Here is a 17059-nt window from a genome sequence, read left to right on the forward strand (position 1 = left end):
GGGTTGTAGCAGTCCGGCGACTACTGCCGCGAGCCAGACTAGTCTGAACCACAATGACTTTTTCATTTGGCTAGCCGACTATTGGCTGAATGTTATTCACGTACCAGGCGCCATCGCGGAAAATAGCGAGCATTAAATTGCCAGTGTCCTCGGGCTTTGGGTCGGCTTGATGCAGTGTTCCACCGGCGTTGTAGTAGGAAATCGACGATTGTGAACCTTGGATAGCGACCTGATAGTTGCCATCGGGTGCCACGACAAATGTCGTGCTGACGGAGGGTGTATCCACCCTGCCACCAACCAGCCACCGCCCTTGCTCGTTCCAACCCGTCATGACTGCCTTTGCCCGCTCGCATGCTCGGCAACCCGGACTCGTGATTTCCACAATCCGCGATATGTCGCCGGTCTCGTAGCCATAACTAAGCAGCTGAAACCAATACCGCGCGAACGCCTCGAGCCCTTCCTTGGTCTCCGCCTTCGCCGCTTCCGGAAGCACCGGGACTGGCACGTTCTGTGCCCTGCCGGAGGCGTCCGCCGGTTTGTAGCTGGCCGTCGGGGTGGGAGTAGCCGTGGGAGTCGGCGTCGCAGCCAAGCTCGACGTCGCCGGCGCGGCTGTTGCACCAGGAGTTGTTCCTCCACCAGTGCACGCTGTGATTGGCAACAGGGTCATCGCAACCATGACGGCGCAAATGCGTCGGCGGCGGCCGAAGGTTGAAGTGCGAGATGTCATGGTCAGCTATTCCCCCCGATAGAAAATCAAGACGCCTGAAGCCAAACAATGCCTTAAGGGTAACTGACATCACATTCCGGACATCAAAGTTATCCACAGGTGCTCGATTGACCCCGGCCCCCGCCGATTTCCCCTCGCAAGCCTCTGGCGCTTTTCTACACGGGCCAGAACAATGAACCCATGATGTTCGAACATGCAGACGAAAACCCCGTTCTCGTACTCGACGACGATCAGTGCTGGAAGCTGATTGAGGGCACCAAACACGGCCGGCTCGTGGTCATCGTGGCCGGCGAGCCAGACATCTTCCCGGTGAACTACGCCGCGAGCGGCCGGAAGCTCTACCTCCGGACAGCCCCCGGCAACAAACTCGCTGAACTGACCATCAATGCCAAGGTGCTGTTCGAAACGGACGGCATCCTCTCAGACGAGGCCTGGTCGGTTGTCCTTCGCGGCACGGCCCGGGTGCTGGACCAGTCCGCCGACATCGCAGCGGCAGAGGCCCTGGGGCTCAAGCCGTGGGTGCCCACTCTGAAGGACTTCTACGTCGAGATCGAGCCCACCACCGTCAGCGGGCGACACTTCCAGTTCGGCGAGCATCCGGAGCGGGAGATCTAACAGCCGTACGACGGCGGCAACGTCGCCTGCTCGGCTTGGCCACCGCCGTCGAGCGTTCATCGGCCCAATCCCGCTGGGCTCCACCGGCCGACCGCCCCACCGGTCCGCCGTCAGACCGGACACCGCCGCCTAGACTTAATTCATGGCGGACAAGCTGACACCCGAGCGGCGCAGCTGGAATATGTCCCGTATCCGCGGGAAGAACACAAAGCCTGAACTGCTGGTCCGGAAGCTGCTGCACGCCAAGGGCTACCGCTACCGGTTGCACGGCACCACCCGCGGCGGACGCCTCCCCGGCAACCCGGACCTGGTCTTCGCCGGCCGCCACAAAGTCATCTTCGTCAACGGCTGCTTCTGGCACTTCCATGACTGCAGGGCGGGGCAGCACGCGCCCAAGGCCAACGCCGAGTTTTGGGAAACCAAACGCACCCGGACGCGGAACCGCGACGCCCTACAGCGCGATCAGCTCGAGAGCCTTGGTTGGGAAGTCCTCACCGTCTGGGAGTGCGGGCTCAAGGATCTTTCCGCGCTGGAAAAGCAGCTGGACGAGTTCCTGCGGGCCAGCAACCACCGCCCCGCCGCAGCACACGCAGCCCCAAAACCACCCGCCGCAGCACCACCCGCGTCGGCCTCCGCCCCAGAAAACTACACCCGGTGGTGGTCGATCAGCCAACCGGCCATTTGCCGGGCGCGGCCGGCCGCGGCAAGGTCCCCCTCGGCCGCTGAAACGATCGAGCCCTTCATCAGGATGTGGCAGGACCGGGAAAACTCTTCCGGATCCCGCAGCCCCGCTTCCTCGGCCAACTGCTGCACGTGGCCGCGGATCTTCGCGAGGTAGTCGATGCTGGCCTTGCCGAGGGGGTGCCCGGGACCCATCTCGAGCAGTACGTTGACGAACGAACACGCTTCGAAGTCCTCGCGCGCAAACCAGTCGGCGAACACGTCAAAGACCGCCAGCAGCTGCTCCTCAGGGTTGGCTCCCCTCCGCAACGCTTCGGCGAGAATCTTGTCCACGGTCCACTGCTGGTCCCTTCGCGCCAGGAAGGCGAGCACCAGTTCATCCTTGGACGCAAAGTGCCGGTAGAAGCTCGCCTTCGCCACGCCCGAGCGGCTGATCAGTTCGTTCACGCCGACGCCGCGGACACCGCGGGCGGAGAACAGTTCGTAGGCGACCGTGAGAATCCTTTCCCGGACCCCGGGCGCAACGGACCCGCCATCGGCCGCGCCACGCGGCCGCGGTCCTGACAGTCCGGCATTAGCTGAGAGCGGCATAAGAATCACTTTGCGTCTATGCGAGACAGAGTGTTCTGCCTCGGGTAATATCCGAATCTGGGGACAACGACCCTACCGGGTCCGCACTTAGTCGTACTACTACTCCACGGGAGCGCCAGATGCCGCACTTGCTGAGGTCCACTACGTCGCCCATGACTGCCACTTGGCCGTCAAAGTCCTCCTCTGGCTTTCGGCCGCAGGAGTACCGGCGGTCCCCCGAAGTCGATCCGGATCTCGAACCCCTGCGTCGGCAGGTATCCGCGATCATTGATGCGATTCTCTCCGACACCAAGCCCGAAGAGGCTCAGGTGCGCGAAAAACTTCGCCGGCATGTCGCCAACAACCCCGGCCAGCCGGAGAAGGCCCTCTTGAGCCACCTCCTGTCTGTTTCCGTGGACGAGGAAGCCAGCTAGAGGCGAATCCAAAGCGTATGTCAGCGGCTGATGGTCGCCTGACGCACTACTTCGCCCCAGGACTGCTGTGCGAGATCCGCCACGGAGGCCAGAATTTCCGACGGCGGCCTCGACAGGTCGAGGGGAAACTCCACAACGTCGATATCTGTGTTGAGGATCCTGCGCAGCTTGATCTCGCCCGCGCCCGGATACACCAGCCAGGCCGTCGGCACACGCAGGGACGTACAGTACGCCAGCATCCGGTAGTGGTCCCCCGACAGGGACGCCCCGGCATCGGCCGCGGCCTGGTACTTGGCGTCGTAGACCATCACCGGCCGGCCGCCCAGGAAGTGCACGGCGCCGGGCTGCACCACGATCCGGTCTGAATCGCGCACGGCCTCGTTGAGCAGCGCGTTGTAGCGTAGGCGCATCTCCCCCGGATATGCGGCCATGGCCTCGCGGAGCGCGGTCCCCACGAAGTCCTGGAAGACCACGGACATGTCCACGACAAACGACGCCGACTGTTGCGTGCCGTCGCCGGCCTCCGCCGAGGCGTGGCGCAGGATCACCTCGGCGAGCCGCAGCGCAGCCTGGTACCGGGTGTTCATCCGGCTGGCCCGCCATGCCGGCAAGGGAGCGCCGGACTGCAGCCGGGTCACGGCGGCGAGCTTGCCCTTGAGCTGGCGGAGCCGGCTCAGCACCTCGGGCCGCACACCCGGGACCTGCGACATCCGTTCCAGCGCCGCCCGCAGGATGCGGTTTTCCGCGATGTCCTCGGTGAACTCGTCGTAGGACACCTCAAGCGGCACGAGCATCCCGGGCCGGCGCGAGATCTGGTCCGAGATGCGGATCCGGCCCTTGACCGTCCGCAGCGATTCGTCGACATTCAGGTAGCCCTGCAGGACCCCGCGGCTGAGCGCACGGTCCGAGAGCTGTGCGAGCGACTCCGCCAGTGCACTCCACAGATCCGCTTCCTCGACCGCGGCGACCGAATCCTCCCGGAAGCCCTGGTCCCCGGCGTAGCCGAGCAGGAACAGGAGCCGGTCCAGGCCGAGCCGTTCCTTGGGCCGCACTTCGAGCTGCACCGTCGGCGTCCGCACCGAACCGACTTTGCCCACGGGCTCGATCCGGTACAGCCCCATGCCCATCGGCGAGGCTTTGGCCAGGCCGCTGCCGTTGAGGAAGGCCGCGCTGTCCGGGTCCAGCCGGTCGACGACGCCGCCGGAGAGCTCGTCGAGGACGATCCGACGCGCAGGCTGGGACCCCGGTACGCCGTGGCCGGCGGGCTTCGGCCGGCTAGGCGCGCGCAAGGCGGTCAAGCAGCGGGTCCAGCCCGAACCGCTCCTCCAGCTGGGCCCGGTTCAGCTGGCCGTGGTAGTGCTCCTCCAGCAGCGGCATCAGCTCGTACTTCCAGATCCGGCGCAGGCCCTTCGGCGTCTGGGCGGACTTCTTCATGAAGTAGGACGGGCCGATCATGAGGTCCCGGTCCCACTCATCGATGGCGTCGTTGAGCGCGTCCATCAGCAGGGCCGGCGTCGTATCCAGGTCGCGGGCCTGCAGGAACCGCAGCAGTGAGCCCTTCACCGGCCCGGTCTTGGGGTGCAGCTCAATGAAGGAGAAGCGGCGGCGGATGGCGGCATCCATCATCGCGATGGACCGGTCCGCGGTGTTCATGGTGCCGATGATGTAGAGGTTGTCCGGCAGTGTGAACGGCTCGTTGGGGCTGTACTGCAGGTAGATCCGGTCGTCACGGTATTCGAGCAGGAAGTACAGCTCGCCGAACACCTTCGCGAGGTTCGCCCGGTTCATCTCATCGATGATCAGGAAGTACGGCTTGCTCTCGTTCCCGGGCTTGGCCGCCTCTTCGGCGATCCGGCGCAGCGGCCCGGCCACGAGTTTGAAGGACACCTGGCCCTCTTCGGTCTTGTCCGGGCGGAAACCCTCGAAGAAGTCCTCATAAGCGTACGAGGGGTGGAACTGCACCAGCTTGACGCGTTCGTCGGTGGTGTCGCCGGCGAGCTGGGCGGCCAGGTGCTTGGCCAGGTAGGTCTTGCCCGTGCCGGGCGGGCCGTACAGCACCAGCTGCCGGTTCTCCTCCAGCAGTTCGGCGATCTCCTGCAGGGGCTCCAGGTCCATGTGCAGCGATGCGGCGAACTCCGGCGTCAGCGGGCGGAACCCCTCAATGGCAGGTTCGACGACGGCGGCCGGCTCGGTGCCGTCGCCGGGCTCGGCTTCCGCTTCCGCGGGCAGCAGCGCTTCAAGGGCCTGGATGACACGGGTGATGTCCACGATGATGCCGGAGGTGGCCAGCTGCCGCTGCACGTGGCGGGGCAGCTCGGTCATGTTGTGGGTTTCGTCGAACCAGCGGACCTTGCGGCGCAGCCGGCGGTTGTCCTCGTGGTGCTCAGGCTCACCGAGAACCACCCCCACCCGGACGGTGCCGGCGCTCTGGTACAGGGTCAGGTCGCCGGGCTTCATCACGGTCAGGAAGGCGAAAACAGCGGTCTTGGTGTCCTCCCGCTCCACGTAGCCGAGGTGCTTGTAGTCCTCGTCCACGGCGTGCTGGACCAGCCCGGCGGTGACGCCGGGGTCCAGCAGGCGGAGGTGCTCGACGTCGAGCGTTACCGATTCCTCCGCCTGCCAGGCGCCGAGCAGTTCGGTGTTGTCGTGGTGGGTGCGCAGCAGCCACGCACGCCGGCCGGGGTCGCCCACCTTCCGCCATTGGCTCACCAGCTGCCGGGAGTACCAGTCGATCCGTTGGCCGGCCTGTTCGTCGAGGTGAAGCCGGATGCGGTGGATGTCCGCGGAGATTTCCTCGTCAGTGTCGCCCTTCGCCCCGCCCACCAGGGAGGCAAAGGCGTCGCGGATCTCCTGGCGCTCGACGTCGGCCACCACCGGCTCGAAGTAGCTGGGCCAGACCAGGAATTCGATGCTGCGGCGGATGGCCGGCTGGTCATCGGGGGTGCCGGCCACCAGCTGGTGGAAGGCCAGCGGATCCTTCACGGCCGCCGCGACGGCGCCGGCCGGACGCTGGGCGACGTGCTGCACGAACCGGCAGAGCCATTTCAGGTGGTCCCAGATGGTCCAGTTGAACTCAGCGGTGCGGTCCCGGATGACGCCGTGATCGGTCATGCCGGCGAACAGCTCGTCCGGCAGTTCCAGCGGGGGCTCCAGCCAGGACGCGGCCTCCGCCACCCGTGCGCGTTTGACCTTGAGGGATTTCACCTCGTGGGCCAGCGGCAGGGACTGCAGGAACAGCAGCTCCACGGCCAGCTGCTTGGCGCCCCGGGACGCGTTCTGGAGGTTCTGCCGCAGGTTGGTCATCATGGGGGCTTTGGGATCCGGGACCCCGCGTTCGAGGCGGTCCAGCAGCTCCGCGGCGGCCTGCACCGACCACGTTTTGGTGCGTCCGTCCAAGGCGGACGGCTTGCCATGCAGCCCAGGCCCCAAGACAAACCACGCAGCGTCTTCGATCTCCTTGGAGATGCCGAGGGCGCGGTGCATGGCAGGCTTTTTGGATGGGGTCATGCTTTCAATTTACAGGCTTAAGCTGACAGCCCGCATCACGGTGCGCCCGGAACCTACTGAGAAGTAGGTGCGGAAGAGCGGCCGGCCTCCCATTCAGCCGTCGCTATTTGACGGCGGGATGCCGCTTGACGCCAAAGGTGAAGTAGCTGCCCGGGCCGACGAAGTTGATCAGCGTGGCGACGCGCCACATCGCCTTGCTGCCGCGGATCTGATCCGCCGGGCGTCGCGTGATGTCCGTCTGGGCCGCGACAAGCAGCGACAGCTGGACGGCGGCGGTGGTGATGGTTCCGAACTTCGCCGCCGGCGAAAGGTCTTTCCACGCCTTCTTCCGGGCGTAGTTCTTGCGCTTGTTCGCCATCATCTGTGCTCGTTTGTTCGCCATGATCCGCGCTCCTTGGCTTCGGGGCTGACTGCCCTCAGATTGTTCATTCTAGGGACGATACGTAGAGCGAGGTAGAGGCCAATGGGACCGGTTCTGCCCGGCACGCTGGGAGGAAGCTTGGCTCATCCGGAGTGAACCGGCGTGAACCGGGCGAGCTTCCCTTTCTGCTCCGGCGTCAGCCTGAGCACCCTTCCGGTGGCCTCGTCAACGAACGCCAGATGGCTCGTGGCCCGGACGCAGTCCTCCCGGGTGACGGGATCCTGGACGAGGTAGTGGATGTCGAAGCTGGCACCCTTCACCGCGCCGATCCACAGCTGGACCAGGGCCGGCACATTGCGGTACTCGAGCGTCCGCACGTAGCGAATCTTGTGCTCCACGATCAACGCGAGCGTGCCCTCCGGGACCTCGTTGAAGAGAGGAACCGGAGGCTCAAGGCCCGGCAGCCCGGAGCCCCGGGGCGGCCCGAAGGCCGCGATGCGGGCCTCCTCGAGGATCCGGACGATCTGGACGTTGTTGATGTGGCCGTAGGCGTCCATGTCGCCCCAGCGCATCGGGATCTGCACCTCGATGCGCCGGGCCTGCACGGACGCTGGCTCTGCGGACTCCGCCGCACGGCCGTCGGTGCTCAGCTGTGCACCGCCGTCGCGTCGTCCTCGAGCACCTGGTCGGCGTCCTCACCGGCGAACTGGGACATGTACAGGCGGTAGTAGGCGCCCTTGAGGTCCAGCAGCTGGGCGTGGGCACCCTGCTCCACGATCCGGCCGGCCTCCATCACCAGGATGGTGTCGGCGTCGCGGATGGTGGAGAGACGGTGGGCGATCACGAAGCTGGTGCGGTCGGTGCGCAGGGCGGCCATCGCCTTCTGGACGAGCACTTCGGTGCGGGTGTCCACCGAGCTGGTGGCCTCGTCCAGGATCAGGAGCGAAGGATTGGCCACGAAGGCCCGGGCAATGGTGATCAGCTGCTTCTCGCCGGCGCTGACGTTGTTGCCTTCCTCGTCGATGACGGTGTTGTAGCCGTCCGGCAGGGCGCGGACGAAGCGGTCCACGAAGGTGGCCTTCGCCGCCTCCATCACCTGTTCCTCGGTGGCGTCCAGCTTGCCGTAGCGGATGTTGTCGTAGATCGACCCGCCGAACAGCCAGGCATCCTGCAGCACCATGCCCACCTTGGCGCGCAGTTCCGCGCGGCTCAGATGGGTGATGTCGACGCCGTCGAGGGTGATGCTGCCGTCCTGGAGCTCGTAGAAGCGCATCACGAGATTCACCAGGGTGGTCTTGCCGGCACCGGTAGGGCCGACGATCGCGACGGTGTGCCCGGGCTCGGCCGTGAAGGACAGGTCCTCAATCAGCGGCTTGTCCGGGGTGTAGCTGAAGGTGACGTTGCGGAACTCGACGTGGCCGTCGGTCTTGGCCGGCAGCTGCTCGGTGGCGGTCTCGGCGTCCTGCTCGTCGGCGTCGAGGAATTCAAAGACCCGCTCCGCGGAGGCGACGCCGGACTGGAGCATGTTGGCCATGCCCGCCATCTGGCCCAGCGGCTGGGTGAATTCGCGCGAGTACTGGATGAACGCGGTGGCGTCGCCCAGGCTCATCGCGCCGGAAGCCACGCGGAGACCGCCGACGACGGCGATGCCGACGTAACTGAGGTAGGACACGAACTGCATGACCGGCATGATCATGCCGGAGACGAACTGCGCCCCGAAGCTGGCCATGTAGAGGGCCTCGTTCCGTTCGTCGAAGCGTTCCAGCATGTCGGCGTCTCGGCCGAAGACCCGGACCAGGTCGTGGCCGGAGAAGGACTCCTCGATCTGGCCGTTGAGCTCGCCGGTGTTCTTCCACTGGGCGGCGAAGAGCTTCTGGCTGCGGGAGCCGATGATGCCGGCGGCGACAGCCGAGAGCGGCAGCGCGACCAGGGCAATCAGCGCCAGCTGCCAGGACACGATGAACATCATGATGACGATGCCGATGACCGTCAGCGCCGAGTTCACCAGTTGCGCGAAGGCCTGCTGCAGCGCCTGCTGGATGTTGTCCACGTCGTTCGTGACACGGGAGAGGATGTCGCCCCGCTGGCGGGTGTCGAAATAGTTCAGCGGGAGCCTGTTGAGCTTCTTCTCGGTATCGTCACGCAGCTTGCGGACAACCCGCATGACCAGGATGTTCAGGACGTAGCCCTGCAGCCAGAGGAAGATGTTGGCGACGAAGTACATCACCAGGACCACGCTGATCAGGAACGCGAGCTCCTGGAAATCGATGCCGACGCCGGGGACGACGTCCATCTTGGAGAGCATGTCCGCGAAGTTGTCCTGCCCCTGGGCGCGCAGGCCCTCGACGAACTGCTCCTTGGTGCCGCCGGCCGGCAGCTGCTTGCCGACGACGCCGCCGAAGATCACGTCCATCGCCTGGCCGAGGATCCGGGGCGCCACGACGTTGAGGACCACGGCGACCGTCACCATCGCAAGCACGACGATGATGCCGGCCCGCTCGGGCTTCAGCAGGCCCATCAGCCGTTTCGCGGAGGGCCAGAAGTGCTGGGCCTTCTTGGCCGGAATGTCGCCGAACATGCCGCCGTCGGCCTCGCCGGGCCGGTATTCCTCTTCGTAGAAATCGTCGTCCGGATCCGCGCCGGGGACCTGTGGGTCGGAGAGCTGGGATTCGGCGGCCGGCTCGGCCTGCTTTCCGGCGTTTGGCGAGACGTTCTCTTTGGTGCTCATGCCACTGCCTCCGCGGTCAGCTGGGATTCGACAATTTCCTGGTAGGTACTGGAAGTCTCCAGCAGTTCTTCGTGCGTGCCGCGGTCCACGATCCGTCCGTTGTCGAGGACCAGGATCTGGTCGGCGTCGGCGATAGTGGAGACGCGCTGGCCGACGATGATCACGGTGGCATCGGCGGTTTTCGCCTTCAGTGCCCGGCGGAGCCTGGCGTCTGTGGCGACGTCGAGGGCGGAGAAGGAGTCGTCAAACAGGAAGACCTTCGGCTCGGTGACGAGGGCGCGGGCAATGCAGAGCCGCTGGCGCTGGCCGCCCGAGACGTTGGTGCCGCCCTGGGCAATCCGGGAGCCGAGTCCGTTCTTCTTCTCGCGCACAAAGTCTGCGGCCTGGGCCACGGTCAGCGCGTCCCACAGTTCCTCGTCCGTGGCCTCGGGCTTGCCGAAGCGCAGGTTGTGTTCGATGGTCCCCGAGAACAGGTAGGGCCGCTGCGGCACCATGGCGACGCGCTCGGTGATTTCCGCCCGGTCCAGCTGCGTGACGGGGACGCCGTCGAGCAGCACCTCCCCCGAGGCGGCGTCGTAGAGGCGGGGCAGCAGGGAAAGCAGGCTGGACTTGCCGGCGCCGGTGGAGCCGATGATCGCCACGGTCTGGCCGGGCTCAGCGGTGAAGCTGATGTCGCTTAGCACCGGCGCTTCGGCGCCGGGGTAGGCGAAAGACACGTTCCGGAATTCGACGCGGCCCGCCTTTGCGGCGGGCGCCACGGGAGTGAGTGCCTCGTGGATGGAGGGTTCGACGTCGAGCACCTCGCCGATGCGGTCCGCGCAGACCGAGGCGCGCGGAATCATCATGGCCATGAAGGTACCCATCATGACCGCCATCAGGATCTGCAGCAGGTACTGCAGGAAGGCCGTAAGCTGGCCGACCTGCATTTCGCCCGCGTCGACCCGCTGCCCGCCGAACCACAGCACGGCGGCGGTGGAGATGTGCAGGATCATGCCGATAGCCGGGAACATCAGCACGAAGAGCGCACCGATTTTCAGCGAGACATCGGTCAGTTCCTTGTTGGCCGCGCCGAACCGCTCGGCCTCGTGGGGTTCGCGGACGAAGGCACGGACGACGCGGATGCCGATGATCTGCTCGCGGAGGATGCCGTTGAGCCGGTCGATCTTGACCTGCATGGACCGGAAGAGCGGCATCAGGCGGACCACGAGGTAGCCCACCACCACGATGAGCACCGGCACCGAAACCCAGACCAGCCAGGACAGGTTGAGGTCCTCGCGGACGGCCATGAAGATGCCGCCGATGCACATGATGGGTGTGGCCACCATGAAGTTCAGGCCCATCAGCATCAGCATCTGCACCTGCTGGACGTCGTTGGTGCCGCGCGTGATCAGCGTCGGGGCGCCGAAAACGTTGACGTCCTTCGCGGAAAAACTCGTGACCTTCCGGAACACGCCGCGGCGCAGGTCGCGGCCGAAAGCCATGGCGGCCTTGGACCCGAAGTACACCCCGGCGATCGCGGTGGCGACCTGGATCAGCGCTACGCCGAGCATCACGCCGCCGGTGCGCCAGATGTAGTCCGTGTCGCCGCGGGAGACGCCCTCGTCAATGATCTGGGCGTTCAGGCTGGGAAGGTACAGCGCCGCGATGGTAGAGGCGAGCTGGAAGAAAATGACTGCCCAGATGTATGGCAGATACGGCTTCGAATAGCGCCGTATGAGAGTGACAAGCATGCCCACGAGTCCTTAAGGAAATACCGAATAAATGAGGCTGGAGAAGGTTCTGGCGAGGGAACATCCACCGGATGCTCCTATTACTAGCAGAGGGGGCCGACAGCCATAGCCATCCAACTGTACGAAACGACCGGCCCGCGGGGAACATCTGCGGCGGAAAATCATCCAAACGGCGTACTTTCGCTCCGCGAATTCCCGTCGAGCCCGCGGCCGCCCCTGTCCGGGACGGCCGCGGAACCGCCAGCTTGCAGCCCGCTCAGTCGCCCAGGCGGTGGCTTTCGCGCTCCCGGCTGAGCACGTCGACGAATTCCCGGTCGAGGTCGACGATTCCGGTCCCGGCCACGGGGCTGGCGGATGCCGCCGAGGCGGGGGCCGCCGACTCAACCGCAGTCGCGGCGGACGGGGCCTGGCCGCCGTCGCCCTTTACTGAAGGGCTGACGATGTCCACGGTGCGCCGCAGCGGCTGTTCCTTGATGAAGAGGATCGCCACCAGGGCAACCAGGCCGATGATCGCGGAAATCATGAAGATCTGGGCGGTCGCGTCGCCGTAGGCGGCCCGCATGATTTCGCGGACGGGCTGCGGCATGTCCTTCAGGTCCATGCTGGCGCCGGCGCCCCCGCCGACGGGAATCCCCGCGGAGGTGAGTCCCTCGGTGGCGAGTACCTTGACCCGGTTGGCCATGACGGCGCCCAGGACGGAGACACCGATGGCGCCACCGACCGACCGGAAGAACGCCACCGAGGCGCTGGCGGTCCCGATGTCGCTGGCCCGCACGGTGTTCTGCACGGCCAGGACAAGGTTCTGCATCAGCAGGCCCAGGCCGAGGCCGAGGATCGCGGTGTAGACGCCGGTCTGCCAGAGTTCGGTGGTGTGATCGATGGTTCCGGTCAGTCCGAGGCCGCTGATCAGCAGGATGGCTCCCGCGATCAGGTACCGCTTCCATTTTCCGGTCCGGCTGATCAGTTGCCCGGAAACCACGGAACCGATCAGGTTGCCGGCGATCATGGGCAGGGTCAGGAGGCCCGCTTCGGTGGGCGACGCGCCGCGTGCCACCTGGAAGTACTGTCCGAGGAAGGTGGACGAACCGAACATCCCGACGCCGACCGCGATTGAGGCCAGGATGGCGAGGGCGGTGGTGCGCTGCGAAATGATCTTCAGCGGAATGATGGGCTGCGACACCTTGGATTCCACCAGGACGAGCAATGCCAGCAGGACGACGCCGCCGCCCACCATGGCCACACTCTGCCAGGACCACCAGTCGTAGTAGTCCGGGTTGCCGGCGAACGACACCCAGATCAGCAGCAGGCTCACGCCGGAGGTCAGCAGGATGGAGCCGAGCCAGTCAATTTTCGCGGGGCGCCTGACGTGCGGCAGTTTTAGGGTGACCTGCAGCAGAATCAGGGCGATCACGGCCAGCGGGACGCAGACGAAGAAGGTCCAGCGCCAGCCCAGCGGGCTGTCCACGATGAAACCGCCGAGCAGCGGTCCGCCGGCGGTGCCCACGGCCATGACGGCGCCCATGTAGCCGGAGTACTTGCCGCGGTCGCGGGGCGGGATGATGGAGCCGATGATGGCCATGGCCAGCGCGGTGAGCCCGCCCATGGCAACGCCCTGGATGACGCGGGCGGTCAGCAGCAGCGGGATGGTCTCCGACAGGCCCGCCATGACGGACCCGGCCACGAAGATCACGATGCTGAGCTGGACCAGGAACTTCTTGTTGAAGAGGTCAGCCAGCTTGCCCCAGATCGGGGTGGTCGCGGCGTTGGCCAGCAGGGCCGCGGTGATGACCCACGCGAAGTCAGTCTGGGTCCCGTGCAGCTCGGACATGATCGTGGGCAGGGCGTTCGCCACGATCGTGCTGCTGATGATCGCGGTGAAGAATGCGGCCAGCAGGCCGGTCAGGGCTTCCATGATCTGGCGGTGGGTCATCACCGCCGGCGGTGCGGGGGGCTGTTCTGTGATTGCTGCCATGGGGCGTTCCTTAAACAATGTCGGTCGTGGTGGTGGATCCGGCCGTCGTTGCCCGGGCTGATGTCCTGAGGGACTCAGCAAGTTTCTGGAGGGTGTTCGTTGTCTCTGCGACGTCCTGCTCGCTCCAGTCCTGCAGGAAGCCAAGGAGTGCGGCGGCGCGCTGCTCCTCGATGAAACGGAGCTTCTCGACTCCTGACGCGGAGAGCGCGATCAGCTGCGCCCGTCCGTCCAAGGGGTCCGGCCGGCGGACCACGTAGCCCTGTTCCTCCAGTTCGGCGATGTGCCGGCTGAGGACGGGGGCGCTGACTCCGAGCCGGTCCGCGAGCGTGGTGGCGCGGGCTTCCCCCTCCCCCACGAAACGCAGCACGCCCTGGAGGGCCACACCTGTGTCCTCGCCGCGAAGCTTTACGGCGGCTACGCAGCGGACGGCGCGCTGCAGATCAAAGATCTGGTGGACGAGTTTGGCTGCGGTGTCCGGCGCGACTGCCATCACGGCTCCCTACTTCTTGCCTTTGCAGGCCTTGCTTGCCTTAGGCAACAAATATAGCAGGAAATTAGTTACTTTGGGAAACTAACCCTGTTTTCGGGGGTGCCGCCGGCTTAAACGCCGGCGCGGACCGGCAGCAGTGCTGCCGGTCCGCGCTGAACGTTTTCTAGTGGGAGTCGCGTAGTCGCTCAGGCCTCCAGATGGGTGGGGGCGAACATTTGCAGCAGGGTTTCGACGACGACGACGTTCGGTCCGTCGGCGGCGAAACCGGCCTTGAGCGCATCCCCGACGTCCTCGGGGGCAACCCGGACGGCAGGAACCCCGAAGGCCTCGGCCAGCTGGACGAAATCGGGGCGGGCGAGCTCCGTGGCGGTGGCCTTGCCGAAGGCGCCCACCATGTATTCGCGCAGGATGCCGTAGCCGCCGTCGTCGACAATCAGCCAGGTGACCGGGACGTTGTGCTGCTTGGCCGTGGCCAGCTCGGAGATGGAGTACATCGCCGATCCGTCGCCCGAGACGGCGAGCACGCGGGCCGAGCCGCCGGGCTGGCCGGTGGTTTCCAGGCCGACGGCGCCGCCGATCGCCGCGGGGAAGCCGAAGCCGAGTCCGCCGGCGCCCTGCGCGGAGTGGAACTGGCCCTCGCGGGCGTCCCAGCAGCTCCAGGCCCAGTAGGCGGAGATGGTCATGTCCCAGAACGTCTGCATGGCGGCGGGGACGGCCTCCCGGATGTCCGCCATGAACTTGAGTTCCTTGCCGAGGTCCTGGGATTCCAGCCGGGCCTTGACCTTGGCCAGGGTTTCCTTGACCAGCGTCTCCGGCGAGGTGCCGTGCCAGTCCGCACGCTCCCCGTGCGGTTCCGTCAGGGCGGCGTCGAGGGCGGCGAGCGCCTGGCCGGCGTCGGCCCGGATGCCCAGGCCGGGCCGGTTGGATTCCAGCACGCGGGGTTCGGCGTCGATCTGGATGATCCGGCCGCGCGGCTCGAAGGTGAAGTAGTTGGACGTGACTTCGCCCAGCGAGGAGCCGATCACGATCAGCACGTCGGCGTCCTCGAGGAGCTCCGTCATGTGCTGGTCCTCGATCCAGGACTGCAGCGAGAGCTCATGGTTCCAGGGGAATGCGCCGTTGCCGCCGGGGGTGCAGATGACCGGAGCCCGGAGCTTCTCCGCAATGGAGAGCAGGGAGTCCTCGGCCCGGCCGCGTCGGGTGCCGCCGCCGGCGATGATGGCGGGACGTTCCGCCGTCGACAGCCATTTCACGGCCTCGCGGACGAGTTCGACGCGGGGCGGATTGTCGGCCGCTTCGGCGAGGGCGTCCTCCACCGGGGGAACCATGATGGGATCCAGCAGCACGTTCTGCGGAATTTCCAGCCACACGGGGCCCTGCGGCGAGGAGATGGCCTCGGTCCAGGCGTCCTGGATGGCGGAGGGGATGCCCGAGGCGTGCTGGATCAGCCGCTGGCTCTTGGTGACGTTCGCGGCCGAGGCCTTCTGGTCATCGAGCTGGTGCAGCATGCCCTTGCGGCGCGCGCCGAGTCCTTCCAGCGGGATCTGGCTCGCCACGACCACCATGGGAACACCGGTGGCGTAGGCCTCCTGCAGCCCGGCCAGGGACGTCAGCGCGCCCGGGCCGGTGGAGAGGAAGAGGACGCCGACCTCGCCGGTGGCGCGGGAGTAGCCGTCGGCGGCGAAGGCCGAGTTGTTCTCCACCCGGGAGGAGACGAAGTGCAGGTTGCCGCGGCCCATGGCGTCGAAGAGGCCCAGGGCGTGCTGGCCCGGGATGCCGAAGACGGTTTTGGCCCCGAGGGCCTCGAGGGTCTCGACGACGAGGTCGCCGCCGTTGCGCACGCCGGTCACTGGGACACCCCGCTCGCGACACGCTGGGACGCCGGCGCCGCGAAGCCGGCCGGGCGGCGGGATTCCTGGCCGAGGGCCTGGGCGGCGTAGCCGTTGGCTGCACCGAAGCGGTCGCCTTCCACCGCGCGGTCCGCCATCAGGGTGACGAGCTCGTAGGCAACATGGCTGGCGGCGACACCGGTGATGTCCGCGTGGTCGTACGCGGGGGCCACCTCGACGATGTCGGCCCCGACCAGGTTCATGCCGCGGAAGCCGCGGATGATCTCCAGCAGCTCGCGACTGGTGATGCCGCCGGCTTCCGGGGTTCCGGTGCCGGGCGCGTGGGCGGGATCGAGCACGTCGATGTCCACCGAGATGTAGAGCGGACGGTTGCCGATCCGGTCGCGGACCTTGGCGACAGTTTCCAGTACACCTTGGTAGTAGACGTCGGCGGAGGTGACGATGCCGAAGCCGAAGCGGTGGTCGTCGTCGAGGTCCTTCTTGCCGTAGAGCGGTCCGCGGGTGCCGATGTGGCTGATGGCCTCGGTGTCCAGGAGGCCTTCCTCGACTGCGCGGCGGAAGGGCGTGCCGTGGGTGTATTCGGCGCCGAAGTAGGTGTCCCAGGTGTCCAGGTGCGCGTCGAAGTGCAGTATGGCGACGGGCTCGCCGGCGCGTTCGGCGGCGGCACGCAGCAGCGGCAGCGCGATGGTGTGGTCCCCGCCGAGGGTCACCAGCTTGCTGCCGGAGGCGGTCAGGTCCAGGGCGTTCTGCTGGATGGTCTCGATCGCTTCATTGATATTGAAGGGATTGACGGCCATGTCGCCGGCGTCGGCCACCTGGATGTTTTCGAAGGGGCTGACGTCCCAGGCCGGGTTGTAGGGGCGCAGCAGGCGGCTGGCCTCGCGGATGTGGTTGGACCCGAAACGGGCGCCGGGGCGGTACGAGACGCCCGAGTCGAAGGGCACGCCCACAACGGTGACGTCCGCCTTGGCGACCTGGTCCAGCCGCGGCAGGCGCGCATAGGTGGCGGCTCCCGCGTAGCGCGGGATGCGGGATGAATCGATGGGGCCAAGGTTGCCATTGGCCTCGATGCGCAACTCTTCCAAAAGAAAGCCTCTCCTTCGAGGATTGACCGACGGGTGTGACAGCCATCATACACTCGAAGTTGTCTCTTGTGCATCAAATGTTTACTTGTGCGCCAAGCCTGGTGGCGGCGGGGCCAGGCGGGCGGGCGGCCCGCGAGCGACTGGCGGGCAGGCGGCGATGGACCGAGGTGGGCGGTGTTGACGCTCCTGCCCAGTTACTTACGCTCGCAACCCGCCGGCGCCGCGCGATTTCGCGGAAAACCGGGGGCTGCACTTGCCCTTGCCCCGGTACTGCGGCGAGTAACTGGGCAGGAGCGCGGCCGAATGTCC

14 protein-coding genes and 1 pseudogene are annotated in these 17059 nt (G+C 66.4%); 3 read left to right on the plus strand and 12 right to left on the minus strand.

The features are described 5' to 3' along the window. Positions 1 to 70: 70 nt before the first annotated feature. A complete protein-coding gene (locus AC1DC5_RS13090) occupies positions 71 to 727 on the minus strand; it encodes a DUF6318 family protein (RefSeq protein ID WP_476865438.1) in 657 nt (218 codons plus the stop codon). Between the two features lie 180 nt (positions 728 to 907). Here AC1DC5_RS13090 and AC1DC5_RS13095 point away from each other — a divergent pair, with 180 nt between their 5' ends. Both AC1DC5_RS13095 and AC1DC5_RS13100 read left to right on the plus strand, forming a co-directional pair. Then, on the plus strand, positions 908 to 1342 hold the full coding sequence (locus tag AC1DC5_RS13095; protein ID WP_476865439.1) for a pyridoxamine 5'-phosphate oxidase family protein: 435 nt from the start codon (positions 908 to 910) through the stop codon (positions 1340 to 1342). A 142-nt stretch (positions 1343 to 1484) separates the two neighbouring features. Continuing rightward, positions 1485 to 1901, plus strand: a pseudogene (locus AC1DC5_RS13100) (very short patch repair endonuclease); the annotation flags it as partial. Between the two features lie 86 nt (positions 1902 to 1987). Here AC1DC5_RS13100 and AC1DC5_RS13105 read toward each other — a convergent pair. Then, positions 1988 to 2614, minus strand: coding sequence for a TetR/AcrR family transcriptional regulator (locus AC1DC5_RS13105; RefSeq protein ID WP_476865440.1), 627 nt, complete (start codon positions 2612 to 2614; stop codon positions 1988 to 1990). A 152-nt stretch (positions 2615 to 2766) separates the two neighbouring features. Between AC1DC5_RS13105 and AC1DC5_RS13110 the strand changes: the two genes are divergently transcribed. After that, positions 2767 to 3027 (plus strand): hypothetical protein, encoded by a 261-nt coding sequence (locus AC1DC5_RS13110; RefSeq protein WP_476865441.1) that lies wholly within the window; start codon positions 2767 to 2769, stop codon positions 3025 to 3027. Positions 3028 to 3047: 20 nt separating this feature from the next. Here AC1DC5_RS13110 and AC1DC5_RS13115 read toward each other — a convergent pair whose 3' ends face one another. From AC1DC5_RS13115 to speB, 10 genes are all read right to left on the minus strand, one after another. Next, entirely contained in the window at positions 3048 to 4316 is a 1269-nt protein-coding gene (locus AC1DC5_RS13115) for a 5-methylcytosine restriction system specificity protein McrC (protein WP_476865530.1), read from the minus strand. Further along, a complete protein-coding gene (locus AC1DC5_RS13120) occupies positions 4303 to 6534 on the minus strand; it encodes an McrB family protein (protein WP_476865442.1) in 2232 nt (743 codons plus the stop codon). Before AC1DC5_RS13120 ends, AC1DC5_RS13115 begins: the two co-directional genes overlap by 14 nt. A 103-nt stretch (positions 6535 to 6637) precedes the next feature. Next, a complete protein-coding gene (locus tag AC1DC5_RS13125; RefSeq protein WP_441404884.1) occupies positions 6638 to 6916 on the minus strand; it encodes a hypothetical protein in 279 nt (92 codons plus the stop codon). Positions 6917 to 7038: 122 nt separating this feature from the next. Then, positions 7039 to 7467: an acyl-CoA thioesterase gene (locus AC1DC5_RS13130; RefSeq protein WP_441405012.1), complete on the minus strand. Its 429-nt coding sequence runs from the start codon at positions 7465 to 7467 to the stop codon at positions 7039 to 7041. A gap of 74 nt (positions 7468 to 7541) precedes the next feature. Next, on the minus strand, positions 7542 to 9473 hold the full coding sequence (locus AC1DC5_RS13135) for an ABC transporter ATP-binding protein (RefSeq protein ID WP_476865531.1): 1932 nt from the start codon (positions 9471 to 9473) through the stop codon (positions 7542 to 7544). Between the two features lie 146 nt (positions 9474 to 9619). Next, positions 9620 to 11353 carry an ABC transporter ATP-binding protein gene (locus AC1DC5_RS13140; RefSeq protein ID WP_441404885.1) on the minus strand — a complete coding sequence of 578 codons (1734 nt, stop codon included), beginning with the start codon at positions 11351 to 11353 and terminating at the stop codon, positions 9620 to 9622. Positions 11354 to 11609: 256 nt separating this feature from the next. Further along, positions 11610 to 13325 carry an MFS transporter gene (locus AC1DC5_RS13145; protein WP_476865443.1) on the minus strand — a complete coding sequence of 572 codons (1716 nt, stop codon included), beginning with the start codon at positions 13323 to 13325 and terminating at the stop codon, positions 11610 to 11612. Between the two features lie 10 nt (positions 13326 to 13335). Beyond that, positions 13336 to 13815, minus strand: a complete 480-nt coding sequence (locus AC1DC5_RS13150; RefSeq protein ID WP_476865444.1) for a MarR family winged helix-turn-helix transcriptional regulator — start codon at positions 13813 to 13815, stop codon at positions 13336 to 13338. A gap of 185 nt (positions 13816 to 14000) precedes the next feature. Beyond that, positions 14001 to 15665: a thiamine pyrophosphate-binding protein gene (locus AC1DC5_RS13155; protein ID WP_476865445.1), complete on the minus strand. Its 1665-nt coding sequence runs from the start codon at positions 15663 to 15665 to the stop codon at positions 14001 to 14003. After that, a complete protein-coding gene (speB, locus tag AC1DC5_RS13160; RefSeq protein WP_476865446.1) occupies positions 15662 to 16750 on the minus strand; it encodes an agmatinase in 1089 nt (362 codons plus the stop codon). The genes AC1DC5_RS13155 and speB overlap by 4 nt, the downstream gene beginning before the upstream one ends. Between the last annotated feature and the right edge of the window lie 309 nt (positions 16751 to 17059).

It is taken from the genome of Arthrobacter sp. 10L424, from assembly GCF_056395325.1.